This is a genomic window from Wohlfahrtiimonas sp. XWW7 (assembly GCF_056716055.1).
Map to the genome: position 1 here is coordinate 1 of NZ_CP168032.1, position 26,000 is coordinate 26,000.

Below are 26,000 nucleotides of genomic sequence, written 5' to 3' on the forward strand. Positions count from 1 at the left end.
ATGTCAGCAACATTACAAATGTTTATTTATCCCGTTTTCGTGATTCTTTCTTATCTGATTGGCTCGTTATCTGCGGCTATCATTACATGCAAAATCATGGGATTGCCAGATCCAAGAACAACAGGCTCCAATAATCCAGGTGCAACCAATGTGATGCGCATCGGCGGCAAAAAAGCAGCAGCCATTACATTGGTTGGTGATTTACTCAAAGGATTGATACCTGTTGTGATTGTAAAATTACTTTTCCCCGTAGAATCACTACTCATTGCATTGACAGCTTTAGCAGCATTTTTAGGGCATTTATTCCCTGTTTTCTTCCAATTCAAGGGCGGAAAAGGCGTTGCCACTGCTTTAGGCTGTATCATTGGCTTAAATCTTTGGGTTGCCTTATGTGCTTTTGGCACATGGCTGGTGGTGTTTGCGCTCTCTAGAATTTCATCTTTATCCGCTTTAACAGCAGCAGTCATTGCACCCATTTATTTATGGTTATTCGATGCATCCATTTCTGTTGTCATTGCCGTTGTGATCATGGATATTTTGTTAATCATTCGTCACAAAGCAAATATTCAGCGCATTTTAAAAGGTGAAGAGAAAAAACTCACCTCAAAAAATAATCATTAACCATTCAAAAATATAAAGGATTGTTGAATGACAATTTTAGACGCAATCTATCTTGGGATCATTGAAGGCATCACAGAATTCATCCCTGTTTCATCCACTGGCCATTTAATTGTTTTAAGTGAGTTTTTGGGCGTAGAACAGAACAACGTCAACAAAGCCTTTGAGATCATCATTCAATTCGCAGCAATTCTTGCTTTGGTTGTTATTTATCCTTCCAAGTTCACATTTAAACACACCAAATTGTGGGTAAAAATCACAATTGCATTTTTACCCATTGCCATCATTGGCTTCATCTTTTCCAAACAAGTCAAAGCGATGTTCAGTATTGATATTGTGGCTTGGATGTTCATCATTGGCGGGATTGCATTCCTCATTGTAGAAAAATTCTATGACGAACAAAAAACTCATATTATAGATGTTGAAGATGTGAGCTTTAAGCAAGCTTTATATATAGGCATCGCGCAAGTCTTTGCATTGATCCCAGGGACATCCAGAGCTGGTGCAAGTATTGTAGGTGCAATGTTGGTTGGTTTAAATCGTAAAGCTAGCGCTGAATTTTCCTTCTTATTAGCCGTGCCAGTCATGTGTGCAACCACTGCTTATGATCTTTATAAACACCACAATGAAATCTTCCAAGATGGTAATTGGCTCAATCTTGCGATTGGTTTTGTGGTTTCATTTGTTGTAGCTTTAGCTGTCATTAAACTCTTTCTAAAATTCTTAGAAAAATTCACTTTTGTAGCCTTTGGTGTTTATAGAATTTTATTTGGCATTCTAATTTTAGCGATGTTTTAAAATATCAAACTAAACGCTTACGCTGCGTTGAACTTGGAATACCTAGCATTTCTCTATATTTAGCAACTGTCCTACGGGACAGTTCATGGCCTTTAGCCTCTAAAAGCTCTTGAAGTTTTTGATCACTGAGCGGTTTCCTCTTATCCTCTTCATCAATAACTTCCTGCAAAACTGCACGAATCGCAACACCAGAAGTATCTTCATCGCCTGATGTCATTTGATTCGTAAAAAAGAAACTCAATGGATAAGTACCTTGAGAGCAAATCAAATATTTACCAGCAACCGTGCGTGAAATTGTAGATTCATTCAATGAAACGGCTTCGGCAATGTCAAACATTCTTAAGCTTTTCATTGCTTTTTGTCCGTGTAAAAAAAATGGTTGCTGCGCCTCTACAATGGCTGTTGCTACTTTCAATAAAGTATCAAAGCGATCCTCAATACTTTTCAAGAAAAAACGTGCATCTGTTAGTTGAGAACGCATGAGATCACGGCCTTCCATTTTTACACGCTGTGCTAATTTTGCATATTTACGATTAATGCGAAGCTTTGGCAAAACCTCTTCATTCAATGTTACCGTAAGCCTTTCACCTTTTTGCAGAACAATGATGTCGGGTTTGACAGCTTCCACTTTGTATCCACGATAATTGACCGCAGGATAAGGATTTAAACTTTTAAAGCCTTCCAACATCTCTATCACTTCTTCTTCTAAAAAGTAATAGTTGCGCTCAATGCGCTTTAAATCATGCTGTAATAACCACTTAGAATGATACTGCAATAAATCTATTGCCTCTTCTTGCCAATAAGGCTTTGGTTCCAACTGTTTAATTTGTTGAATTAAAGATTCTTCCAATGAAGTCGCACCAATCCCAGGTGGATCAAACTGCTGAATATGACGAAGCACCATCATCACTTCATCTTCTTCAATCTCTAAATCAGGATACTGTTCTGATAAAGCCTCAATAATTATAGATGCAGGTTGTGTAAAATAACCACTATCATCCAATGCATCAATTACAAAAGCGCCAATCAATTGATCCGTTGTAGATAATTTCAATAGCATCAGCTGATCTAAAAGATGTTCTTCCAATGAAACATCGTAAGTATTACTATCGAAGCCTTCTCTTTCATCACCATGTTGATTATAGCTACCATAATCCGTAGCACCGCTATCCTCATAGCTACTCCAATCTTCGATCACCTCAAAAGGTGTTTCCTGATCTAGATCAAGAGAAGAATTTTCATGATCAATCGTATTATTATCATTTTGATCATTTTTTAAACTACCGATTTCTAAATCATAAGATGATGCATCAAACTCGTTGTCATTATTAACACCTTGTTCTATCATCATATTTTCTTCTAAAAATACAGAAATTTCTTGTTCCAATTCTTGTTGGGAACATTGTAAAATTTTTAGCGCATTCTGCATTGACTGAGTCAATACCATCGTTTGCGACTGTTTTTGTACTATACTAGATTTAATTTTCATGTTTCGGCAGTGTATCACAGAATCAATCAAAACAACTTTATGTGAAATAATTCACAATAATATTGTATAGTTATACATGGTTAAATACAGATGATCAGATTTTTTTCCCAACTTTTTTGTAATTTATAGGATGCAGTGTGAATAATAAAAAATTATTACTTGTTGATGATGATATTGAATTTTCAGAACTATTGTCTACCTACCTTTCTGGTGAAGGCCTTGAGATTGTCGTGGCCCACGATGGCAATGAAGCTGTAGCGATTGCACAAACATCTTTATTTGATGTTTGCCTATTAGATGTCATGATGCCGAAGTTAGATGGTATTGAAACATTAAAACAATTACGCCAAGTGCATCCTAATTTACCTGTCATTATGTTAACAGCTAAATCTGAGCCGATTGACCGTATTTTAGGTCTTGAATTAGGTGCTGATGATTATATCGCAAAACCACCTGAGCCTCGCGAATTATTAGCGAGAATTAAAGCCATTTTGCGTCGTGCAAGCCAAACAACCATCCCTGCTGTAGAAAGCTTTGAAAAAGATAAAATACATTGGGATAAACAAAAAAGAATTTTCTACATCAACCAAAAACCAATTGATTTAACAGGTATTGAGTATGAAATTCTTGTGGTATTGGCAGAAAATCCTGGTGCGGTTGTTCCAAAAGATACAATTTCAATGCAAGCAATGCACAAAAAGTTACCACCATTTAATCGTAGCTTAGATGTTCACATCTCAAATATCCGTAAAAAAATTATGGATGAAGATGTTGAAATCAAAAGCGTTCGTGGCCGTGGCTATCAGTTGAGTGTATAAAAATATGCGCCTTAAATTGAAAGAGTTTTCTAAAAGTTTTCTTTTTAGGGCTTGGTTGTCAGTTGTACTGGCGTACAGCATTATTGTGCTGTCAGTACAATTGGCATACGTTTATATTGCCGATGATTACAATGACGAATGGAAAGAGATCTATCATGCGGAAGTCATTCCTGTGCTGTCCAATCTAGTCATTGCGGGCAATGATGATGACATTAGTGATCCTATATCCACAATCGAAACACTCGCCAATAAATACTCTGAATATTTATCTGTCTACTACCTTGGCGCGATTACTGCCAATCAAAATGTACTCAAAGCTCACACTGAATTATTTGAAATGAGCAACATCAAACAGAATCAGCTCATCTATTTTACTGATAAAGAAAATAATCTGTATCTCATAGAGGTCAAAAACCCTAGCCATTCTGTGCTCTATTTCAGTCTATCAACTGAAGGATTTATTCTAAGAAGCATCCCGATATTTGCGCTCATCCTATTTTTCACATTCTTTTGGGCAAGACGATTCTTGCGCCCTATAGAAATATTAGTGAAAACAGCACAACAAGTGGGTAAAGGTAATTTACAAATTATCCCGCCTGAAGCTACACAAAACGCAACGCCAGAAATCAAAGAACTTGCACAAACATTCAATACAATGGTTCATAATCTCACCAAGCTCCAAAAGAGCCAACAAGAGATGATTTCTGACATTGCGCACGAACTTCGTTCACCTCTAGCAAGACAAAAACTTGCCATCAATCTTCTTAAAGATCGTCAATTCCATAAATTCGACTATAAAGAATTGCTAGATCGTATCGAAAATGAAGGCTTGCGTTTAAATGAATTAATTGATGAAATTCTCAATTATCTTCGCCCATTACAAAATCATCAAACACTAGATAAAACTGCTGAACCTATCCATTTAACAGCGTTATTAGAATCGATTATTGATGATGCTTCATTTGAATTTTCAAAGCAAAATAAAGGCGTACTTTTTCATGTGGATATCGACCAAGAATTAATTGTACTTGGCGAATATCTTAAGCTTGAGCGCGCCGTTGAAAATATTGTTCGCAACGCCCTATTCCATACAAAACCGTACACTAAAATTGAAGTTTCATTGAATCGAGACAATAACACTCATGAAGCTGTCATTTGTGTGCGTGATCATGGTTGTGGCGTACCTGAAGAGAACATTCCATTCCTAACTAAACCTTTTTATCGTGTAGATAGCGCACGCAATAAACGCGATGGCGGTTACGGCTTAGGATTAACGATCACACAAGCTATTGTCAGTTATCACAACGGTTCTTTAATCTTTAAGAATGCGGAAGATGAAGGTTTGATCGTTTTAATTAAATTACCGCTCATTCCAGACAATTAAATAAATAGGTTAGGATTAACGCCCATTTTCGAGTAGAATGGTATCCTTTTATATCAAGTTTGATTGGGTTAATTATGAGCGAACGTTTACAAAAAGTATTAGCTAATTTGGGCTTAGGCTCTCGTCGCGCTATGGAAGATTGGATTCGCGAAGGCAGAGTTTCGGTTAATGGTAAAATTGCAATATTAGGTACAACTGTAGATGGTTCGGAAAAAATCCTAGTAGATGGCAAGCCCATTAAACTTGATGATTCTCCTTTAGTGCGCCGCATCATTGCATATCACAAACCTATTGGTGAAGTGACAACTCGCAATGATCCTGAAGGCCGCAAAACAATTTTTGATAGCTTGCCGCCCATTAAAAATGGTCGTTGGATTTCTATTGGCCGCTTAGATATCAACACTCAAGGTTTATTACTGTTAACCAATGATGGTGAATTTGCCAATAAAATGATGCACCCTTCCAGCGAAGTGGAACGTGAATATGCGGTTCGCGTTTTAGGAACGTTGACAGAAGAGATGGTCACGGCAATGAAAACAGGTGTTGAATTTGAAGATGGCATCTCAAAGTTCGATGAGATTCTTTATTCAGGCGGTGAAGGTGCTAACATTTGGTATCACGTTATCCTCAAAGGCGGTAAAAACCGTGAAGTTCGTCGCTTATGGGAATCTCAAGGCTTAACTGTTTCACGTTTAATGCGTATTCGTTATGGTAGTTACACAATGCCTAAATCATTGCGTCAAGGCCATTCAATTGATCTAGACATCGATGCAACCAAAGCCATTTTAGAAGATGCAAACATGCCATTTCGCATTGAAAACTTCTATGAGCCACCAGAAAATAGAAAAACTGCTTATAAAGCAAAACCAGCAAAGCGCTTTTCCAACAACTCAGAGCCAAGCAAACCTCGTTCATCATCAACTTCAACAGGTAAAATGAGAGCAGAATTTGGATCTTCTGAGACAAGAAGATCAGCCAACAGATCTTCCGAACGTACAGATCGCACAGCGCGCTCAGCAAATAGAACAGCTGGTCGTACATCATCTGAACGTCCAACAAGATCATCTAAACCAAATAATCGTAGATATGATAGAGACTAAAAAACCAGCACTTGCCATTACAGATTTAGCTAAAACTTATCACAATGGCAAAGAAGCTTTAAAAGGCATTAATTTAACTGTTGAGCAAGGTGACTTTTTTGCCTTGCTTGGCCCTAATGGTGCGGGAAAATCCACAACCATTAGCATCATTACAGGTTTATTAGATGCGACTCGTGGACATATAGAAATTTTTGGCCACGATCATAAATCTGAAATGCGCAGCGCTAAATCATTGGTCGGTTTAGTTCCACAAGATTTTAACTTCAATCAATTTGAACCTTGTGAAGATATTTTAATCAATCAAGCGGGTTATTTTGGTGTACCAAGAAAAATCGCCAAAGAACGTGCCCAAAAGTATTTAGCACTTCTGAATCTGACTGACAAAGCCAAAGTAATGGCTCGAAATTTATCAGGCGGCATGAAACGTCGCTTATTGATTGCACGCGCCTTAATGCATGAGCCTCAGTTATTAATTTTGGATGAACCAACTGCTGGTGTTGATATTGAGATCAGACGCCAAACGTGGGATTTACTACAAAAAATCAACGCAACAGGCACAACAATTATTCTTACGACACATTACTTAGAAGAAGCTGAGTTGCTGTGTAAAAATATCGCCATCATTAATCATGGGGAAATCGTAGAGCACTGCTCGATGGATAGTTTATTAAGACAACTACAATCTGAATCTTTTGTCCTAAGCTTAAGTGAGCCATTGAATAAAATACCTGATAATTCTGAAGGCCTAACATTCAAAGCCATTAATCCTCTGACATTGGAAGTTGAAATTGCAAAACCACATACTGTGACGACAGTATTTGATACATTACAATCTCATAGCATTAAAGTCGAAACTTTACGCAATAAAGCCAATCGTCTAGAAGAATTATTCATCAAACTCACCAGTCAAAAGGAATCATAGAAGTGAATCGTCAAAGTGTCAATTGGATCGCTTTCCAAACGATTTTAATCAAAGAAATTCTTAGATTTATACGCATTTGGCCACAAACATTGTTGCCACCAGCGATCACAACTGCTTTATATTTCATCATATTTGGGCAAATCATAGGATCTCGCATCGGTGAAATGGGTGGATTCAGCTATTCTGAATACATTGCACCTGGCTTAATTATGTTAACAGTAATTAATAATAGCTATTCAAACGTAGTTTCCTCATTTTTTGGTGCAAAATTCCAACATTATGTGGAAGAGCTGCAAGTCTCTCCGATGTCCAATATATTAATCATCGCAGGCTATATTGCTGGCGGTATTGCCCGCGGTCTTTTTGTTGGTGTGATTGTGACAATTGTGACGCTATTTTTCACGCCGATCTCCATCCACAATATTCCTTTGACTATTCTGATCTTTTTCTTAACATCAGCGGTTTTTGCATTAGCAGGATTCATCAATGCGATTTTTGCTAAATCTTTTGATGACATTTCTATTATTCCAACCTTTGTTTTAACACCATTAACCTATCTTGGCGGCGTATTTTACTCAGTCAGCCTTTTGCCGGGCTTTTGGGAAAAACTGTCGTACTTTAATCCAATTTTGTATATGGTCAATGGTTTTCGTTACAGCATGCTAGGTATTTCTGACATTAGTATCGGCTGGACGATCGCAATTTTATGCGCTTTATTTGCAACACTCTGTTTCGTTGCAACATATTTAATGAATAAAGGCATTGGTTTAAAATACTAATTCCGATCCAATAATGATAAATTTTAGAGTTTAACCACCATGATAAAGTTTTCTTCGCTAATTTTTGGCGTTTTATTATTAGCTGGCTGTGCTGGCAATAATCCTGCTGACCCATACGAAAAGTATAATCGTAAAGTCTATGCATTCAATACAACATTGGATGAAGTGTTACTCAAACCTGTAGCAACGGGATATCGTACTGTTACGCCGAATTTAATGCGCGATGGCATTGGTAATGCCGTCAATAATCTCACTGAACCTCGCAATATGGTCAATAATTTATTGCAAGGTAGAATCACCGCATTCTTGGAATCTACACATCGCTTTGTATTCAACAGTACATTTGGTTTAGGCGGATTAGTTGACTTAACAAGCACTTTCAAATTACCTGAATATAAAACGTCAGATTTTGGTATGACTTTAGCCTATTATGGCTGGGAAGAATCTAGCTATTTCCTATTACCTTTCTTACCACCTCGCACTGTACGTGATCAGGTTGGTTTAGGTGTAGATATGTTTATTACTGATCCACGTGTTTATGTTATGAATGTCAAAGGTGAAATTGCCATTGGTATCATTGATAATGTGAATGCACGCGCTGATTTACTCGAAGCTGATAAATTATCCAAACGAATCTCTCTGGACAACTATGTTTTCCAACGTGAATCGGTACTTCAGTATCGTGCAAATCAACTCAAAGAGATTGGCATTGATGCAACAAAAACTTCCTATGATGACGATGAAGAAGAATTCTCAATCTCTGACATCGCACGTCAAAATGCAGCCCAATAATTATGAATAACTCGATACCTTTACGTCGCCGAATTCGCGCAAAAGCTATCACAGCTTTATTAAAGTTCTTTGCCTGTTTTTCACTGAAAACACTGTATCGATTTTCCAATGCAATTGCAGCACTGTTAATTGTATTGCCCAACCAAACCAAAGAGATTGCGAAACAAAATATCGCACTAGCATTCCCTGACTTATCAGAAGATGCACAAAAACAATTGCTCCACCAAACATTGCGCCACAATACCGCAACAATGTTTGAATTAAGTTTTATGTGGCTCAATTCTTACGAAACAATCTTAAAATCAGTGACAAATATTACATTGCCAGCTGAATTTGCAGAAGATCAAAAGAATTTTGAGCAGATGATCTTCATCACACCACATTTTGGTTCTTGGGAGTTAAGTGGTTTATATGCATCATCCCTCTATCCTTTAGCAACTTTATATCGCCCTAGCCGCTTGTACATTGATCCATTAATCATTGAAGGTCGTGGTAAAAATGGTGCAACATTAGTCTCAACAACTGCTCAAGGCATTCGCGACATGATGAAGGCTATGAAAAATGGTCGAAGCGTTGGCATTTTACCCGACCAAGATCCTGGTGCTAAGGATGGTATGTTTGCACCTTTTTTTGGATTAGAAGCCAGCACAATGACATTGGTTTCCAAGTTAGCCAATCGCTTTAAAATTCCTGCTTATATCGTGGCTTCTAAACGGAATCTTTCATCAGGTACATTTACGATTGAACTCATCAAAATTAATGATCAATTGCAAAGTGATGATACTTTAGAATCCATCACTGTATTGAATCAAGCCATAGAGACTGAGATTAGAAAATCTCCTGAACAATATCTATGGACATATAAACGTTTTAAAACCGCGCCAGAAGGCGAACCTAACCGATATCATTAATCTATGCGTATTTATATTGCTTTGCCATTGGCTGTTAATGCCACCATTGAATTAACCGATCCCCAATTCAATCACATTGTGCGCGTAATGCGTAAAAAAGAAGGTGATGAATTAACCTTATTCAATGGTGAAGGCGGAGAATATCAGGCAGAAATCACTGCCATTAATAAGCGCTCTTTATTGGTTAAAATCACAAATTTTGATGAAAATAATCGCTCGTCTCGGTTGAATATTCACCTCATTCAAAGCTTTGCTAAATTCGATAAAATGGATTTTGTTTTTCAAAAAGCGACTGAATTAGGTATTACAAAACTCACGCCTTTTACGAGCGAACATAGTAGCTTTAAACTCAGCGCTAGTGATAAACAGGATAAAAAATTAGCACATTGGCAAGGCATTGTAGAAAGTGCTTGCGAACAATGTGGATTAAATATCATTCCAACTTTAACTGACTTTGCTTCTCTAAAAACTATCGAAGACATATTAGACGATCGCCCTTATCTAATTTTGTCACCAACAGCCAAGCAATCTTTGGGGCAATGGTTGAATGATCAATCTGCTGCTCAGGTAGATTTTGGCATCATCATTGGGCCAGAAGGTGGCTTTAGTGATAATGAACTATCCTTCCTTTCAGAACATCCTCGCTGTCATCCTGTATCATTAGGCAACAGGATATTACGCACCGAAACAGCAGCTTTATCTGTATTAAGTAGCCTTCATTCTTGCTTAGGAGATTGGGCGTAGCCCTTGTTTTTCATCTGTACAGTCACCATTGTTAGTGGCATCATTGCTTTTAATACTATCAATTTAGGAAACTGTCATGAAACTTCCTCGCATATTCTTCATTATGGATCCAATGCATAGCTTGAATATCCATAAAGACAGTACATTATCTATGATGATGGCTGCTCAAAACCTTGTGGATGATTATTATTATGTTGATCCATCTGCCATTTTTGTGGATGAAACTGTTGTCAAAGCGACGGTGCAAGCAGTCGATCTTGATTTAACACAAGATGATTGGTATCAGCTAGATGACAAAGAAGTCATTACTTTTACTGAAAATGACATCATTCTACAACGTAAAGATCCACCTTTTGATATGCATTATATTTATGTGACATATCTTTTAGAGTTGGCAGAAAAACAAGGTGCATTGGTTTGCAATAGTCCAAGATCTTTGCGTGATTGTAATGAGAAATTATACACAGCTTGGTTCCCTGAATTATGCCCGCCAACATTGATCACCAGCCAGTATGAACATCTGAAAAACTTTATTGCTAAACATCACGATACCATCATCAAGCCTTTAGATGGCATGGGCGGCAGTGCGATTTTTAGAATCCAAGAAACTGATCCTAATCTTAATGTGATTATGGAAACATTAACTGAACATCAAAAAACAACAGTAATGATTCAGCGCTACATTCCTGAGATTACAAAAGGTGACAAACGCATTTTGCTCATCAATGGTGAACCTATCCCCTATTCAATGACAAGAATTCCCGCTGAAGGCGAAACACGCGCAAATCTAGCGGTTGGTGGAACTGCCATAGTAGAACCATTATCTGAACGTGATTTTGAGATCTGTGCAAAAGTTGCACCTGAACTGAAAAAACGTGGTTTATATTTTGTAGGTTTAGATGTTATCGGTGATTATTTAACAGAGATTAATGTCACAAGCCCAACGGGAATCCGCCAAATTGAAAATTCAACAGGCATTCCTGTCGGACAAGATTTAATCTCTGTATTGATTGAAGAGTGGAAAAATAAACGCAATGTCAGTTAATTATCGCGGTCAATTTTTGATCAGCATGCCACACATTGACGATGAAGTTTTTCATCGCTCTGTGATTTTTATTGTGGAACATACAGATCAATTCGTCTTAGGGATTATTATCAATCAACAAAATCTTTTGTCTCACTATGAACTCAAAGAACAATATGCTTTGGATATAGCCCCTAACGACATTGGCAAATTGAACTTTATATCAGGCGGACCTGTTCGCCTGAAAGAGCTATTTGTACTCCATGAGCATATTCAAAAATGGAGCAAAGCTGTGGAAATTACACCTGGCATTGATTTAACAACATCTGCCGATGTTATCAGCACGATCATTGACTCTTATCCTGAAATTTCACATTCTATTGTGGATAGTTACTCCGTTTGGGATACGCAACAATTTAATGATGAACTGAAAAATAACATTTGGATGCCCATTCCTTTTGATAAGCAATTTCTATTTTCTAGAGACAATAAAGAGCTACTATGGAATGAATTATTTGAAAGTTCTGGCGTTAATCTTCACAACTTATCTGAACAAATGGGTAGCGCTTAAAAAATCTTGAGCATGATGAAGAGTTTCGCACTCTTGTAATAAGTGATCGCGAAGCTCTTCTGGTGCAGGCAACATATCTGGCACCATAATCACTGGAACATTGGCAGAAATTGCTGCTGTTGCGCCATTAAAAGAATCTTCAAACATCACCAATGATTGTTTATCTAATCCTAAAAAATCCGAAGCTTTATTCACGATTTCAGGATGAGGCTTCGGATTCACAACATCATCAAATGAATAAACTCGCTCAAAATATTCTGAAATATCATGATGTTTTAACATAGACTCAATGAATCTTGTATGATTATTAGAAGCGATCACGCAAGGAATATTACGTTGCCCGAGAAAGCCTAAAATCTCTTTAACGCCCGCTTTCATCTCAACATTACCTTCTTCTAAATAAGATGCAGCAACTGTTTGCACAGCTTTAATGAAGCGCTCAATGTCCGTCATACTCAAAAATGGAAAATCTTGTTGATAGACTTCATACAACACATTATTAGAAGTGCCAATGTATTTTTTGTAATATTCTTGACTGTAATTCTCAATGCCATATTTTGGCGCTAAATCAATACAAATGTCGCAATACAACTGCTCTGTATTAAATAACAATCCATCTACATCAAAAATCGCTCCGCGGATTTCTCTCATTTTAGCTCCTGCATATTAACTGCCTACATTATAGAAAAGGTTTTCTAAAAGTCGATAACTTCGCTAAGATAAACTGGAAATTCATCAATCATAGGACAAACAATGCTTTATACAAAAGACGATTTCTTAAAAGTGATTCCAGAGTTTCTATCACCTGACGAAAATCGCCGAATTTTGGCTGATAATCTATTCTACTCAATGATTACCCACAATCAAAAAGGCTCTAGCAATGATGCAACGCCATACGAACTGTTAAGAACAACGCCAGAAACATTGGCAGAAAAATATGCATTGGATGCTCAAACCTTCATAGAACATGTAATTTTTTATCTTGCTCGTAAAATCATTGAGGAACAAAATTCTTTCGATATGTTTTTAGGTGACGAATACAATTCAACTGAACCACAACCAGCTACATCTATCATTATCCATCCTAAAGATCTAGCTTATCCAATCACCAATCCAATGGATCATCAACAATTTCCCATGATGATCGGAATGGTTGAATGGTTGAACGCTGTCATTCAAGATTATCCAGAAACGCTTTCCATTATCTCGAATTTAATGAAAGACAATGAACTAGAATTTTGCGAAATACTTATTAGAAAAATTCGCGATAATCATGCCCAAGATGAATTATTCCAGCCACTCTTATCGCAATTATTAACTCATAATTATTTAAATCCATCACTGATTGCTGATCTCATTAATGATAGTGCAACGCTACAAATCATCGCGCTGCAAAGCTTACAAGAACGTGAAGGTTTTTATGATATTCCTTTCGATGTATTCAACCAGATTAAGCAGCCCACAAAAGCTTTTTTAGACAAGTTTTATCATTTATTGTCTACCGAATCCCAACAATTCAATGATAACTGCTACGCAGATTATCTATTGGCTTTGGCAAAACTTTCTGCTCAAATTGATCATAATTGCGATGCTATACGCGCATTAATTTTACCTTTATTAGCGCAAAATGATATTGAATATTCCCTTCATCTTGCACTGCAATACATTGTTCGCGCTAAAGAAGATCAAGCACTATTATCCACATGGATTATGCATGATCAGCCATGGCGACGATATGGTGCTTATCTTAGTCATCGACACATTCAATTCCCCAATAATAGGATGATTGAAATGGCACTTTCAGATAGCATCAATGATGAATACGATACAATGATTCACGACATTGCCATCCAAACACTTTTGTATTGGCATGACACGGGAATTAATTTGGCCATTGCACAAGAATATTTACCACAACTTGAAATATTCGCTGATACACTATCATCACCGTGGTTATTTGAGGATAGTGATATGCTTTTCTCTGACTTTTTCAATGATGAAAATGAAGAATCAGATGACACATTTACCGAACATAATGAAAGCAATGAACACTTCAATGATTTTGTACAATCCATAGAATTGAGATTATTACCGAAAATATCCCAAGAATTTTCGGAATTAGAAGATACTACTGAGGTTTCACCCATAAAATTATTGATTGAGAAATTATCGAATATCAATGCGTATTGATTCATAATGATTTATAGTACGAAGATAAATCAAAAATATAACTTGGAGCTTATCAATGCACAAACAAATATTATACGCACTAATCTTAGTCAGCGTATCTATGGGATTTGCAAACGCACAACAATATTCTCTTTATGATGCTAAAAATAGTAAAGAAGGTAAACCTGTTCTAAAAGGTCAACCTTATATGTGGTTTGGTCAAGCCAAGCAAGGTAAAAAATCAATTAATGCAACGGGATCCCATGATTTTACAGGCAGCCAAAAACAGACCTGCATTTATGCAGCACTCGATGCTCTGATTGAATTAAAAAAAGATGCCACTAAAAAGAAATATGCCATTATCCAAGATATACATTCACCAGGCGCACGCCCAGGTTTTTTCAACTGTAACTTCAGTGGAAGCAGTGCCACAGTAAAACTCTATGGCAATCTTTCTCAACCTGGCCGATAATTAAGGTACATAAACATCCAATCGAGTATTCGGTGCATCAACGCTATAACTGGGTTTAAAATCACCCAAATATTCGGATTTTGCAGGGCGTTTAACCACAACGCGCTGCAATCCTCGATCACTTTTTAAAAGTTCCAATGCTACCGCCAATAATTCTGAGCTGTCAGGATCATCCCCAACCAAATCTCTCACCATACGCAAATCCAATTTAACCAACGCTGATTTTTTACGATGCGGATACATTGGATCCATATAGCAATTATCAGGCAATTCAATCTCAGGATCATTGAGTACAGCTTTTAAATAATCAATAGAGCTTCTGCGCTCTAATGTAATGCGCGCGGCCATTTCTGGTAATTCATTTTCTAAACTGTGAATGGATTCTGACAATAAAATCTGTAAGGTGGGATTTCGTTCAAAAAATGTTACTGTAAATCCTGAATAAGCCAACATACCGCCATCGCGCCCTAAACCTGCCGTTAAATCCCAAACGGATTGAGGATCATTACTCTTCCATTTCAGCGCACGCAAGATAGGCTCTTGCGCTTTATTCAATTTAGAAAATCGCCATAGTTGCTTTGGTGATGCAAAATCCACTTTAAGCTTCTGATTTTCTGCATCTTGCCAATATAAACTTTCACCATCCCATACAAATGATGGTAATTCATAAGGTTTTTCCTGAACCACAAAATCATTGACTAAAGGCAAGGCATCTAATGAGTTTTCTGAGTTTTTAATAATTAAAGGCAACGATTCCATAATTATTCCTGAATAAAACTGCGCAATAAACCAATCTCTTGATCCCAAATTTCAGGATTTGTAGTTTCTAAAATGAGCGGTATATTCTCAAATTGTGAATTTTGCATGATGAATTGAAAAGGCGCTAAACCAATCTTTCCTTGCCCTAATGAATCATGACGATCCACTTTGCTCGCAAAATCTGTTTTAGCATCATTCACATGCATTGCTCGCAAATACTGATAACCCACAATCTCATCAAAAGCTTTAAAAGTTTTTTCACAATCTTCTTTCGTGCGTAAGTCGTAGCCTGCCACAAAAGTATGACAAGTATCAATACAAACGCCCACTCGACTTTTATCTTCCACTTGATCGATAATTTCAGCTAATTGCTCAAATTCAAAACCCAAATTAGAACCTTGCCCTGCTGTATTCTCGATCACGGCAACCACTTCTTGAGTTTGATCTAAAGTAATATTGATGGATTCAGCAATTTTAGCCAAACATTCTGATATAGAAATTTTGTTTAAATGACTACCAGGATGGAAGTTTAATAATTTAATACCCAATTGCTCACAGCGCTGCATTTCATCTAAAAATGCCGCTCGTGATTTTTCCAAACCTTCTGTTTCAGGATGACCAAGATTAATCAAATAACTATCATGCGGTAGAATTTGTTCACCTGTAAAACCTAACACAAAACACTCTTTCTTAAAATTAGCAATCACTTTAGGATCAAGCGGTTTTGCCTTCCATTGGCGTTGATTTTTTGTAAATAATGCAAAAGCATTGGCACCAATCTCTTTAGCTCGTTTAGGCGCTTGATCAACACCGCCCGCAGCACTCACATGAGCACCCACAAAATAAGTCATAGTCGTTTCCTAGTCATTCTTAATCATTTCATCCGTATGATACTAAAAAGGCCAATCCCTTTCAGAGAATAAAAATATTTTAACAACCAAAAAGATGATCGTAGGTCAAAGTATTTTTTATTGTAATCGGTAAACTAATATCATTGGATCAAAGGGAGAAGTAGTTGTGTTACAGCAAATACATCAGCATGATAATCAGATTTTTGAATCAATTGTTCAAGATTTGAAGAACAAATCATACAAAACCTTGCGTGAGCTACCTGAACGTGAGCAGTTAGTTATTGGTGACATATCTGAACATACAACCATTGAAGTCACTCAACAATTTTATCCAATTGATTCCGCATTGCATATTACAATCACGCAATTTTTTTGGCTATCAGAATCCAATGCGCCAAGTTTAATTGAAGGCATGCATAACGTACTCATTCCATTAGCCAATCCAAACCCATCTCTTGTTTATTCTGGCCATTGTAAATCAGAATTTTTTTATGCGTTGCCAGATAATACAATCACTGATGATATTTTTATTCGCAATGATTTAGCAGAAGAACATATTTTAGAAACAGCAGACTGGTTTGGCAAAACAGGATTAAGCGATTCAGAAGAACGATTACTTCCGAAATATGTTCGTTATGAATATGGTGATTTATTAGTAGATGATGACGGCTTAAAAGCTTATGATTTAACATTTATAGGTTGTTATAAACTCAATGCTAAATTGATTAAGCTCTTAAAGCTAGATACGAAATCTCATCCTAATCTTATTTATATTTGGCACTATTATGATGAGCACTACGCTTATGCTTATCGCAATAATGATGAGATTCTTGCATATGAAATTGGCAGCCATTGCCCTATTGATCAATTACAAAACATCAAGCAAGCTTAGTTTGTACAAAATCCAATCTTTGTTGAACATCCTCAGAAATTTGCGCATCACTTAAGCGCGTTAAGAGTTGCTCAATGGTATCGAAATCATTGCAACACAAAAGAATATCTACACCTGCATCAAAACATCTTTGTGCTTTATCAACAATATCACCCAAATGTTCCGCACCTTTCATGTCCAAATCATCGCTGATGATTAAACCATCAAAACCTAAATCATCACGCAAATAACTCATCCACTTAGGTGATGAAACTGCCGTATGCTCAGCATCAAAATTTTTATAAATGATATGTGCGGGCATAATTGCTTCAATACCTTCTTCAATCAAAGTCTTAAATGGCAATAGATCATTTTGAATAATTTCTTGTAGCGGTCGATCATCAATAGCCAAGCCCAAATGAGTATCAATTGCCACATAACCATGCCCTGGAAAATGCTTAGCAACACCAATGCTATTTCGTGATCTTAATCCTAAATAAAAAGCCTGAACCAATAAACTTGTCGTCACAGGATCGCTATGAAATGCACGATCACCAATGACATCATTTTGTCCATAATTGATATCACAAACTGGTGCATATGTGAAATCAACACCGACAGATGCCAATTCTGTCGCAATTGTTTTACCATAAGAATATGATGTTCTTAATGCTAGCTTAGGATCATTATGATAGGTTTCCTCCAATGTATTCATGGCCGGTAGCTTTGTAAAACCTTCACGAAAACGCTGAACACGACCACCTTCATGATCCACAGAAATGAGTAAACTAGGGTTAATTTCACGGATATTTCGCGTTAAATTAATTAATTGCTCTTTATCGATATAATTGCGCGTAAAAAGAATAACACCCACAACCAATGGATGTTGCAACCATTGTTGTTCTGTTTGTGTTAATTCATGACCTTGTAACCCAATGATTAAACCACCAATTCGATTCATGATTCCTCTTGTGCTATGCCAAAATACTGCCAACATTTAGACGTTGCTACACGACCTTTTGGTGTGCGCATTAAAAAACCTTCTTGAATTAAGTAAGGTTCGATAACATCTTCTAGTGTACCACGATCTTCACCCAATGCTGATGCAATTGTATCTAAACCAACAGGCCCACCTGCAAATTTTTCTACAATCAATTGAAGCAATCGACGATCGTGCTCATCTAATCCATAAGCATCAATTTCTAACATATTCAATGCTTCTTGAGCTATGACAACATCAATAACGCCATTAGATCGAACTTCTGCCACATCGCGCACGCGTCGTAGTAAACGATTCGCGATTCGCGGCGTGCCACGAGAACGTTTACCAATCTCCTCAGCACCTTCTTGTGTTAATTCAACATTCAATAAACCCGCTGAACGTAACACAATAGAAGTTAAATCTGCATTAGAATAAAATTGTAAACGAGACATAATGCCAAAACGATCACGCAAAGGAGATGTTAATAAGCCTGCTCTTGTTGTCGCACCCACTAATGTAAATGGCGGCAGATCAATCTTAATAGAACGTGCAGCAGGCCCTTCACCAATCATGATATCCAATTGATAATCTTCTAACGCAGGATATAAAACTTCTTCAATCATTGGGCTTAAACGATGAATTTCATCAATGAACAATACATCATTGGGCTCTAAATTTGTTAGCAAAGCAGCTAAATCCCCAGCTCTTTCTAAAACAGGACCTGAAGTTTGCTTTAACCCTACATCCAATTCATTGGCAATGATATGTGCTAACGTTGTTTTACCCAATCCAGGTGGACCAAATAGCAGAACATGATCCAAAGCTTCACTGCGATTTTTCGCAGCTTGGATAAAAATATCCAACTGATTACGAAGCGCTTCTTGCCCAGTATAATCATTCAAATATTTAGGACGAATGGCACGATCAACAACAACTTCTTCTCGTTGTTTCTCACCACTAATTAAAATTCGATCAGACTCAATCATCTATACTTTCAACCAAAATGTCACAGGGCCATCATTTTCTAATGATACCTTCATATCTGCTGCAAACTGCCCTTGCTCAACTTTACTCACTAAAGTTTTAGCACAAACAATACTGTATTCAAATAATGCTTTACTTACTACAGGATCAGGACTTTCACTAAAAGAAGGACGACGACCTTTATCCGTATTCGCCAATAACGTAAATTGTGATACTAATAAAAGTTCACCTTGAGTATCTAGTAATGATAAATTCATCTTGCCATTGTCATCTGAGAAAATACGATAATTTACTATCTTTTCCATCATTTTTTTCGCAGATGCCTCAGTATCACCTTTTTCAACAGCAACCAATGCTAAAATACCCTGATTGATTTTACCTACAGATTGAGCCCCCACTTTGACTTCCGCCCAATTCACTCTTTGTATCAATGCAATCATTACTGTTTTATCTCATCAATATTTCGCATTGCAGCCTCTAATCTACGCATAAACATCGCAGCGGTTTCTTGACGCAACGTATTAGACACAGCTTGTTGATCTGTCGATTTACCTAACAAATTAGATTCATCGTATGTAAAATCTCGTTCACGCATCAACGTAGTTGCAGGCATGATCATCTTCCCTGCTTGATCGAAAACTTGAACAGAAATATTCAAAGTCACAACTTCTTCCGTTTCACGGTTAGCTGCTAGGCCAGAAACAGTTCGTGTGGTTTGATTTTCCGATAATACTTGGATAATCATATCTGCATTCCATGGATTATCCACAATCACAACATGTTTAGGGAAAAAGTTCTTAGCATATGCATAAAAAGTATGGCGCTGAGTTGAGTCGTAATCAACCATATACACATTTTGATACTCTACAGGCCAAATAATCGCACCACGCAATTTAAAGCCACAACCTGCGATAATTATCACAGACAAAAATAATATTAATTTACGCATCATAAAACTCATTACATCATCATTTGTGAGAAATCAAAGTCAAGTGCTAACGTTGGAGATCCAATCATATTGCCACATGCATATGGAATATTATACTCCCAGACTAACGTCATACTTGTTGGAGAATTCACGCCCATTGCCAAAACACTTGCGCCTTTTTCTGACATTGTTGCCAATAATTTTGGAAATTTCATCATCTCTTCACTTGAGATATTTCGGCTCATTCTACCAATACAGTTTTCAGATAAAGCAATAAGCGTAATATCCAATTCGGCAACTTTTGTAGATGTAATATCCACGATGTCGTAAACCATACCAGCATAACCCGCTTCACTTAATGCATGGAAGAATTTTTTTGCGGACTCAAAATGATCGTTCACAACTTCTTCAGCTAAACCAATGCAAACTTTTTTATCAGAGAAGACATCATGCCCAATTTTCTTAATCCACTCAATGAGTTCAGCAGATCTTTCTAAATAATACATAGACATAGGAATAATCAAACGCTTATTATCAATTTCTGCCGCCTTCAAACTTGCCACGGCGCTTTCCATCATAAATTGATCTAATTTACACATTAAAGGGTTGTGCGAAGTATATGTAAAGCTCTTATTCCAAACGACTAATTCACCAGCTTCATCATATAAGTTAAAAGAGGTGATATAATTTTCCTGACCTTTCATAGAAAAATCAACAACAGGCACATAAGCTTGTTTAATACGATGATTTTTTAAACCTTGATACAATGGAACAAATTCCTCATCAACACCGCCATCTTCTTGAGCTGCGGCACTTTCTGCATCCATAGCATTTGCCTGTTCGGACGTACTATTCTCATCATCAGTGAAAACAACGCGAGAATCTAATAATCCTGCCAGTTCATCTAAACGCATACAAGCATCAGAAATCGTTGCAACAGAATCACCCAAATTCGTATAAGCAAAAGAAAATTTACCTTGCAAGGCAACATCACCAGAATTAAATACATAACCTTCTGAGCTCGATACAATCGCCATACCTAAACGATCTACTTTCGTCATATCGCTATTTGTTAGCAACAATACAATACTCTCATCCGAATAGCGCGCATAATGTAAATTGTTAATTTGCACACCTAAATGTTTGGATAAATTCAGAAAATACTCTTCCAAAACATCTACACCATATTTTTTACGAAAAGCAAAATAGTCTTGCAATACAAGCCCTACTAGCCATGATGAGCTGCCGACAAAGTTAGACAAATTTTGAATGAATGATAAACGATCGTAAAATTTTGCTTGTTCAGAGATTGGCTGCGCTTCCATTTGTACAACAGGCGCTGTACCACTATTTGCCCCTTTATTCACAAACAATTCTAAGCACGGAGTTTCCTCATACATTGCCTGTTTAAGCACAACACTTTCAGCAACTAAATGCCCATCAGGATGCTTCAATGATAATGTTTCAGATTGCTCTTTCCCCGTTTTTCCAACGATCTTCATCATTTTCTTAAACTGGGCAGATTCATCAGCTGTGACATATTCTAATACGGTTGTTGCAGCGAGATCATTGAAAGATTTAAAACCAAAATACTGTAAAAATGCATCATTGGCATAAATAAAAATACCATCATCTGTACCAAAATATGCAATCAAATCCTCTGAACTGGAAGCAAATTGCTCAGTGATTTCTGTTAACTTTGCATTTTTTTCTAAAGTATCACGGTAACCAATCTGTGTTTTCAGCTCAAAAATAGCACGGACAATTTGCTTAAATAACACATCGCCTTGTTGCAAAGTACCAACATCCACAGCGCCTTCTTGAATCATAACTTGGCGTTTTTCTAGAAACTGATCTTCATTCACCAAAACTAAAACTGGCGTTGCTTTCATGCCAATCGCATTGTGCACTTCTTTAAGAATGGGAACTTTAGGAGAGTCTTGCAATATAACGAGATCACAATCACCTTTACTCACAGCAACATTAATGCCCTCAACAGAGTCTGTTGTTACCACATCAAATGTGATTTTACCATCCAAACTGTTAGCACGAATCAATTGTCGAAGCTGTGTTACTTTTTCAGCATTATTTTCAACATAGAGTATCTTGTAAATCTCGTTGCTCATTATTATCTGCTTCCTTTAATTCTGACTCAAACATTCTAGCTTAAATAAATGAAAATCTCATTAGATTAATCGGCCATACAAATCGTACACATCAGCTTCTTCAATTTGAACCTTAACAATTTGACCAACAACAGAATGATCTGCATCATCAATGTAGACTAAACCATCGATTTCTGGTGCATCTGCCATTGTACGACCAATTGCAACGCCTTCTTCAGCATCAAACTCATCAATTAACACATCGAATACTTGTCCAACTTTAGCTTGTAATTTTTCTTCAGAAATTTTTGCTTGAAGTTCCATGAAGCGTGCTAAACGCTCTTCTTGGATTTCAGCAGGAATAAACTCTGCAATATCATTGGCGGGTGCGCCTTCCACAGGAGAATAAATGAATGCGCCCACACGATCCAAACGAGCTTCTTCAATAAAATCCAATAACATTTGGAATTCTTCTTCAGTTTCGCCAGGGAAACCAACAATGAATGTAGAACGAATAGTGATTTCAGGACAAATTTCACGCCATTTCTTGATGCGATTTAACATATTTTCGCTGTTAGCTGGGCGCTTCATTGCTTTCAAAATTCTTGGTGAAGCATGTTGCATTGGCACATCGATGTAAGGCAAGATTTTACCTTCTGCCATCAATGGAATTAAGTTATCCACATGTGGATATGGATAAATATAGTGCAAGCGAACCCAAACATCTAATTTTGCCAACTCTTCACATAAATTCTGAATATGCGTTTTAACTGGCTTACCATCAGCGATGCCTAGCTTATATTTAACATCCACACCGTAAGCACTTGTATCTTGTGCCACAACTAACAATTCTTTCACACCAGATTGTGCTAATTTTTTAGCTTGGCTCAATACATTTTCAACTGGATAAGACTGATGTTTACCGCGCATTGTTGGAATAATGCAGAATGTACAGCTGTGATTACAACCTTCTGCAATTTTCAAATACGCATAATGTTTTGGCGTTAATTTGATACCCGCTTGTGGTACTAAATCCATAAATGGATCATGTGGTTTTGGTAAATGATGATGCACAGATGCCATCACTTCTTGGAAAGCATGTGGGCCAGTGACACTTAATACATTAGGATATTTTTCCAAAATCGTATCAGCTTTTGCACCCAAGCAACCTGTCACAATCACTTTACCATTTTCATCCAAAGCTTCGCCAATCGCATCCAAGCTCTCTTGAACCGCTGAATCAATAAAACCACATGTATTGACAACTACAAGATCTGCATCATCATATTTCGGTACAATTTCATACCCTTCTGTGCGCAATTGCGTCAAAATATATTCAGAGTCCACCAATGCTTTAGGGCAGCCAAGGGATACGAAGCCAATCTTAGGAGTAGTCACAATTCAACCTTCAAAAAAAGATAACCAGTCAAATCCGATAATGTTTTGACTGGTGTAATCAAAGAAAAAAAACTATAATAACCCACCATTTTATATCAGAACCCTATCTACTGGAAACCAAAATGTCGAAAAAATATTTAGTTACTTGGGATATGCTCCAAGTTCACGGGAAAGCTTTATCTCAACATTTAATCGAACGTCAAGAGTGGAAAGGTCTTATTGCCGTTAGTCGCGGTGGATTAGTGCCTGCTGCAATTGTGGCGCGTGAATTGAACATTCGCTATGTCGATACATTATGTATCGCAAGCTATCATGATTATCAAAATCAAACAGACATGCAATTGATCAAAGAATGTAATCTGCCAAATGAAGGCGAAGGTTTTGTGATCATTGATGACTTGGTGGATTCAGGTAATACGGCTAAACTTATCCGTAAATTGTATCCAAAAGCTTACTTTGTAACGATTTTTGCAAAACCACAAGGCAAACCATTAGTGGATTTCAGCGTATTGGATGTTCCTCAAGACACTTGGATTGAACAACCTTGGGATACAGCAGTACATTTCATTCCACCAATTTGTGATCAAAACAAACAATAATCATGCAATATCATAAACCCAACTGGATTAAAGACAATGCGATTGCCTTAGGTTTTTGGGTTGGCAAATACATTGCACGATTACCTATGCCTTTTCTCCTCTCTTGCGGGAAAGGCGTAGGCCGAATTTCATATCATGTTGCTAAGAAGCGCCGCCATATTATTGAGCGCAACATTCAATTATGCTTTCCAAATTTATCTCAAAACGAACAAACACAACTCATTAAAGATAACTTTGATTCATTAGGCATGGGCATTTTTGAAACTTTAGCAGCATGGTTAAAACCTGAAAAGCAGGTTAAAGAGCTTTTCACATACGAAGGCTTAGAGAATTTAGAAGCATTAAAAGCATCTGACCATGGCGCATTACTGTTAACTGTGCATTTTTGTAATTTAGAACTCGGCGCACGCGCAATTACTCTGCAAACACCATTCGTCGCAATGTACCGCCAGCATAAGAATAAAGCTTATGAAGAGCGCCAATTCAAAATGCGCACAGCACAATCACACAATGAACCTGTGAATCGCAATGAAATCCGCAAAACCATTAAGCTATTAAGATCGGGTAAATATCTTTGGTATGCACCTGATCAAAACTATGGTGGTAGCGATCATGTTTTTGTTGATTTCTTTGGCGTTAAAGCTTTAATGATTACTGCAACTTCACAAATGGCACAATTAGGTAAAGCAAAAGTTCTACCATATTATTGCATTCGCGAAGGCAACAAATATAAGGTAAAGATTTTACCAGCTTTAGACAATTTTCCTTCTGATTCAGCCACAGAAGATTGCGAGCGATTAAATAAAATGTTTGAATCATGGATTCTAGAAGCACCAGATCAATATTTGTGGGCACATCGCCGATTCAAAACTCGTCCTGAAGGTGAAAAAGATTTATATGAATAAAACTTTGGTTAAAAATTATCAGCGTATTTTAATCATCCAATGGAGCGCAATGGGCGATTGTGTTTTGGCCAGCACAACATTTGATGACATTAAAAACCGCTTTCCTAATGCCAAAATTGACCTCAACACTTTACCACCTTGGGACCAACTATTTATTCATGATCATCGTTTTCACCAGCTCATCAGCTTTAAAATTCGTAAACAAGGATTGAAAGCAACCAAGCAATGGCTTAATCTTCTTAAACAAGAAAACTATGATCTCATCATTGATTTCCAAAACAGCGATCGATCTCGTTTAATGTTATCCATTGCCAAAATTTTCAAATTTACTAAAGCAACGATTATTGGCAGAAGCTCCCATTGGTGCTATGACAATACAATCACAGAGCAAGAAATCACTAATAACCATGTGGTTGATCGTTACTACGCTGCTTTGAAATCCATTGGCATCCAACAACAATCCGAGTGCCCAAAAATTATTGCATCTGATGAAATCATTCAAAACATTCAAGATCAAAAATCTAACATCATTCAAAATAAAAATTTTGCTGTTTTTGTACCAGGCTGTAGCCCACAGCATCCTGAAAAACGCTGGCCAACAGAATCATTCATTGAATTAGGGCAACTTTTATTTAAAAACAATATTCAACACATTTTAATTATTGGCGCACAAAGCGAAGCCGATATTTGTAACATCATTGCTCAAAGTGATTCAAGATTCATTAATCTATGCTCTAAAACAACTCTTTTAGAAATTCCTGAATGGCTCAAAGGCTCATCATTAATCGTAGGCAATGACACAGGTACTTCTCACATGGCGGCAAGTAGCAACGCACCACTCATTGCTCTATTTGGCCCTACAGATCCTATACAATCACAGCCATATGGTTCAAAAGTCATTGCATTACAAGCGCAAAATTTTGGAAATAGCAATAAAATTGATCAAATCACTGCAAATGATGTATTAACCACCTATCAAAACATTTTCAATCCGCCCGATAAAACAGTATAATCGTCGGATTTTATA

The 26,000-nt window shown here is 37.1% G+C and carries 28 protein-coding genes; 18 read left to right on the forward strand and 10 right to left on the reverse strand.

Annotated features, from left to right (window positions below; translation table 11 throughout):
• Both plsY and ACA100_RS00010 read left to right on the forward strand, forming a co-directional pair.
• Nucleotides 1-621, forward strand: a complete 621-nt coding sequence (gene plsY, locus ACA100_RS00005; RefSeq protein ID WP_481077980.1) for a glycerol-3-phosphate 1-O-acyltransferase PlsY — start codon at nucleotides 1-3, stop codon at nucleotides 619-621.
• A gap of 27 nt (nucleotides 622-648) precedes the next feature.
• Entirely contained in the window at nucleotides 649-1,416 is a 768-nt protein-coding gene (locus tag ACA100_RS00010) for an undecaprenyl-diphosphate phosphatase (RefSeq protein WP_481077981.1), read from the forward strand.
• A gap of 4 nt (nucleotides 1,417-1,420) precedes the next feature.
• Here the strand turns inward: ACA100_RS00010 and rpoN are convergent, their stop codons facing one another.
• Nucleotides 1,421-2,905 carry an RNA polymerase factor sigma-54 gene (gene rpoN, locus ACA100_RS00015; protein WP_481077982.1) on the reverse strand — a complete coding sequence of 495 codons (1,485 nt, stop codon included), beginning with the start codon at nucleotides 2,903-2,905 and terminating at the stop codon, nucleotides 1,421-1,423.
• A gap of 137 nt (nucleotides 2,906-3,042) precedes the next feature.
• Here rpoN and ACA100_RS00020 point away from each other — a divergent pair, with 137 nt between their 5' ends.
• From ACA100_RS00020 to ACA100_RS00065, 10 genes are all read left to right on the forward strand, one after another.
• Nucleotides 3,043-3,723, forward strand: a complete 681-nt coding sequence (locus ACA100_RS00020) for a response regulator transcription factor (RefSeq protein WP_481077983.1) — start codon at nucleotides 3,043-3,045, stop codon at nucleotides 3,721-3,723.
• A 4-nt stretch (nucleotides 3,724-3,727) separates the two neighbouring features.
• The gene (locus tag ACA100_RS00025; RefSeq protein WP_481077984.1) at nucleotides 3,728-5,107 is read left to right on the forward strand and encodes a sensor histidine kinase; all 1,380 of its coding nucleotides are present in this window, start codon (nucleotides 3,728-3,730) and stop codon (nucleotides 5,105-5,107) included.
• 74 nt (nucleotides 5,108-5,181) lie between these two features.
• Entirely contained in the window at nucleotides 5,182-6,207 is a 1,026-nt protein-coding gene (gene rluB, locus ACA100_RS00030; RefSeq protein WP_481077985.1) for a 23S rRNA pseudouridine(2605) synthase RluB, read from the forward strand.
• Nucleotides 6,194-7,129, forward strand: coding sequence for an ABC transporter ATP-binding protein (locus tag ACA100_RS00035; RefSeq protein ID WP_481077986.1), 936 nt, complete (start codon nucleotides 6,194-6,196; stop codon nucleotides 7,127-7,129). The genes rluB and ACA100_RS00035 overlap by 14 nt, the downstream gene beginning before the upstream one ends.
• A complete protein-coding gene (locus ACA100_RS00040; protein WP_481079132.1) occupies nucleotides 7,126-7,908 on the forward strand; it encodes an ABC transporter permease in 783 nt (260 codons plus the stop codon). Before ACA100_RS00035 ends, ACA100_RS00040 begins: the two co-directional genes overlap by 4 nt.
• Before the next feature lie 39 nt (nucleotides 7,909-7,947).
• Nucleotides 7,948-8,700: an MlaA family lipoprotein gene (locus tag ACA100_RS00045; RefSeq protein WP_481077987.1), complete on the forward strand. Its 753-nt coding sequence runs from the start codon at nucleotides 7,948-7,950 to the stop codon at nucleotides 8,698-8,700.
• A 2-nt stretch (nucleotides 8,701-8,702) separates the two neighbouring features.
• Nucleotides 8,703-9,611 (forward strand): lysophospholipid acyltransferase family protein, encoded by a 909-nt coding sequence (locus ACA100_RS00050; RefSeq protein WP_481077988.1) that lies wholly within the window; start codon nucleotides 8,703-8,705, stop codon nucleotides 9,609-9,611.
• Nucleotides 9,612-9,614: 3 nt separating this feature from the next.
• On the forward strand, nucleotides 9,615-10,355 hold the full coding sequence (locus ACA100_RS00055) for a 16S rRNA (uracil(1498)-N(3))-methyltransferase (RefSeq protein WP_481077989.1): 741 nt from the start codon (nucleotides 9,615-9,617) through the stop codon (nucleotides 10,353-10,355).
• Nucleotides 10,356-10,431: 76 nt separating this feature from the next.
• Nucleotides 10,432-11,400: a glutathione synthase gene (gene gshB, locus ACA100_RS00060; RefSeq protein ID WP_481077990.1), complete on the forward strand. Its 969-nt coding sequence runs from the start codon at nucleotides 10,432-10,434 to the stop codon at nucleotides 11,398-11,400.
• Nucleotides 11,390-11,950: a YqgE/AlgH family protein gene (locus tag ACA100_RS00065; RefSeq protein WP_481077991.1), complete on the forward strand. Its 561-nt coding sequence runs from the start codon at nucleotides 11,390-11,392 to the stop codon at nucleotides 11,948-11,950. Before gshB ends, ACA100_RS00065 begins: the two co-directional genes overlap by 11 nt.
• Here ACA100_RS00065 and ACA100_RS00070 read toward each other — a convergent pair.
• Entirely contained in the window at nucleotides 11,924-12,601 is a 678-nt protein-coding gene (locus ACA100_RS00070; protein ID WP_481077992.1) for an HAD family hydrolase, read from the reverse strand. The two genes, ACA100_RS00065 and ACA100_RS00070, sit on opposite strands and share 27 nt — an antisense overlap.
• Nucleotides 12,602-12,703: 102 nt before the next feature.
• On the opposite strand from ACA100_RS00070, the gene ACA100_RS00075 reads away from it, so the two are divergent.
• Together ACA100_RS00075 and ACA100_RS00080 are read left to right on the forward strand one after the other, a co-directional pair.
• Nucleotides 12,704-14,140: a hypothetical protein gene (locus tag ACA100_RS00075; protein ID WP_481077993.1), complete on the forward strand. Its 1,437-nt coding sequence runs from the start codon at nucleotides 12,704-12,706 to the stop codon at nucleotides 14,138-14,140.
• A 55-nt stretch (nucleotides 14,141-14,195) separates the two neighbouring features.
• Complete coding sequence (locus tag ACA100_RS00080) at nucleotides 14,196-14,591, forward strand: hypothetical protein (protein WP_481077994.1); 396 nt, start codon at nucleotides 14,196-14,198, stop codon at nucleotides 14,589-14,591.
• On the opposite strand, the gene ACA100_RS00085 is transcribed toward ACA100_RS00080, so the two are convergent.
• Together ACA100_RS00085 and nfo are read right to left on the reverse strand one after the other, a co-directional pair.
• Nucleotides 14,592-15,350, reverse strand: coding sequence for a class I SAM-dependent methyltransferase (locus ACA100_RS00085; protein ID WP_481077995.1), 759 nt, complete (start codon nucleotides 15,348-15,350; stop codon nucleotides 14,592-14,594).
• A 2-nt stretch (nucleotides 15,351-15,352) separates the two neighbouring features.
• On the reverse strand, nucleotides 15,353-16,201 hold the full coding sequence (nfo, locus tag ACA100_RS00090; RefSeq protein ID WP_481077996.1) for a deoxyribonuclease IV: 849 nt from the start codon (nucleotides 16,199-16,201) through the stop codon (nucleotides 15,353-15,355).
• A gap of 166 nt (nucleotides 16,202-16,367) precedes the next feature.
• Here nfo and ACA100_RS00095 point away from each other — a divergent pair, with 166 nt between their 5' ends.
• Nucleotides 16,368-17,093, forward strand: coding sequence for a hypothetical protein (locus tag ACA100_RS00095; protein WP_481077997.1), 726 nt, complete (start codon nucleotides 16,368-16,370; stop codon nucleotides 17,091-17,093).
• Here the strand turns inward: ACA100_RS00095 and nagZ are convergent.
• The 6 genes from nagZ to rimO are packed head-to-tail and all read right to left on the reverse strand — an operon-like array spanning nucleotide 17,080 to nucleotide 23,469.
• Complete coding sequence (gene nagZ, locus ACA100_RS00100; RefSeq protein WP_481077998.1) at nucleotides 17,080-18,033, reverse strand: beta-N-acetylhexosaminidase; 954 nt, start codon at nucleotides 18,031-18,033, stop codon at nucleotides 17,080-17,082. The genes ACA100_RS00095 and nagZ overlap by 14 nt on opposite strands.
• The gene (gene ruvB, locus ACA100_RS00105; protein ID WP_481077999.1) at nucleotides 18,030-19,040 is read right to left on the reverse strand and encodes a Holliday junction branch migration DNA helicase RuvB; all 1,011 of its coding nucleotides are present in this window, start codon (nucleotides 19,038-19,040) and stop codon (nucleotides 18,030-18,032) included. The genes nagZ and ruvB overlap by 4 nt, the downstream gene beginning before the upstream one ends.
• Nucleotides 19,041-19,478: a D-aminoacyl-tRNA deacylase gene (gene dtd / locus ACA100_RS00110; protein WP_481078000.1), complete on the reverse strand. Its 438-nt coding sequence runs from the start codon at nucleotides 19,476-19,478 to the stop codon at nucleotides 19,041-19,043. It lies immediately after the preceding gene.
• Nucleotides 19,478-19,990: an LPS-assembly lipoprotein LptE gene (locus ACA100_RS00115; protein WP_481078001.1), complete on the reverse strand. Its 513-nt coding sequence runs from the start codon at nucleotides 19,988-19,990 to the stop codon at nucleotides 19,478-19,480. Before ACA100_RS00115 ends, dtd begins: the two co-directional genes overlap by 1 nt.
• Before the next feature lie 8 nt (nucleotides 19,991-19,998).
• The gene (locus ACA100_RS00120) at nucleotides 19,999-22,092 is read right to left on the reverse strand and encodes an EAL domain-containing protein (protein WP_481078002.1); all 2,094 of its coding nucleotides are present in this window, start codon (nucleotides 22,090-22,092) and stop codon (nucleotides 19,999-20,001) included.
• Nucleotides 22,093-22,152: 60 nt separating this feature from the next.
• A complete protein-coding gene (gene rimO / locus ACA100_RS00125; RefSeq protein WP_481078003.1) occupies nucleotides 22,153-23,469 on the reverse strand; it encodes a 30S ribosomal protein S12 methylthiotransferase RimO in 1,317 nt (438 codons plus the stop codon).
• Nucleotides 23,470-23,591: 122 nt separating this feature from the next.
• Here rimO and gpt point away from each other — a divergent pair, with 122 nt between their 5' ends.
• The 3 genes from gpt to ACA100_RS00140 are packed head-to-tail and all read left to right on the forward strand — an operon-like array spanning nucleotide 23,592 to nucleotide 25,985.
• On the forward strand, nucleotides 23,592-24,068 hold the full coding sequence (gene gpt, locus ACA100_RS00130; protein WP_077927109.1) for a xanthine phosphoribosyltransferase: 477 nt from the start codon (nucleotides 23,592-23,594) through the stop codon (nucleotides 24,066-24,068).
• 2 nt (nucleotides 24,069-24,070) lie between these two features.
• Nucleotides 24,071-24,973: an LpxL/LpxP family Kdo(2)-lipid IV(A) lauroyl/palmitoleoyl acyltransferase gene (gene lpxL / locus ACA100_RS00135; protein WP_481078004.1), complete on the forward strand. Its 903-nt coding sequence runs from the start codon at nucleotides 24,071-24,073 to the stop codon at nucleotides 24,971-24,973.
• The gene (locus ACA100_RS00140) at nucleotides 24,966-25,985 is read left to right on the forward strand and encodes a glycosyltransferase family 9 protein (protein ID WP_481078005.1); all 1,020 of its coding nucleotides are present in this window, start codon (nucleotides 24,966-24,968) and stop codon (nucleotides 25,983-25,985) included. Before lpxL ends, ACA100_RS00140 begins: the two co-directional genes overlap by 8 nt.
• The last annotated feature ends 15 nt before the right edge of the window (nucleotides 25,986-26,000 follow it).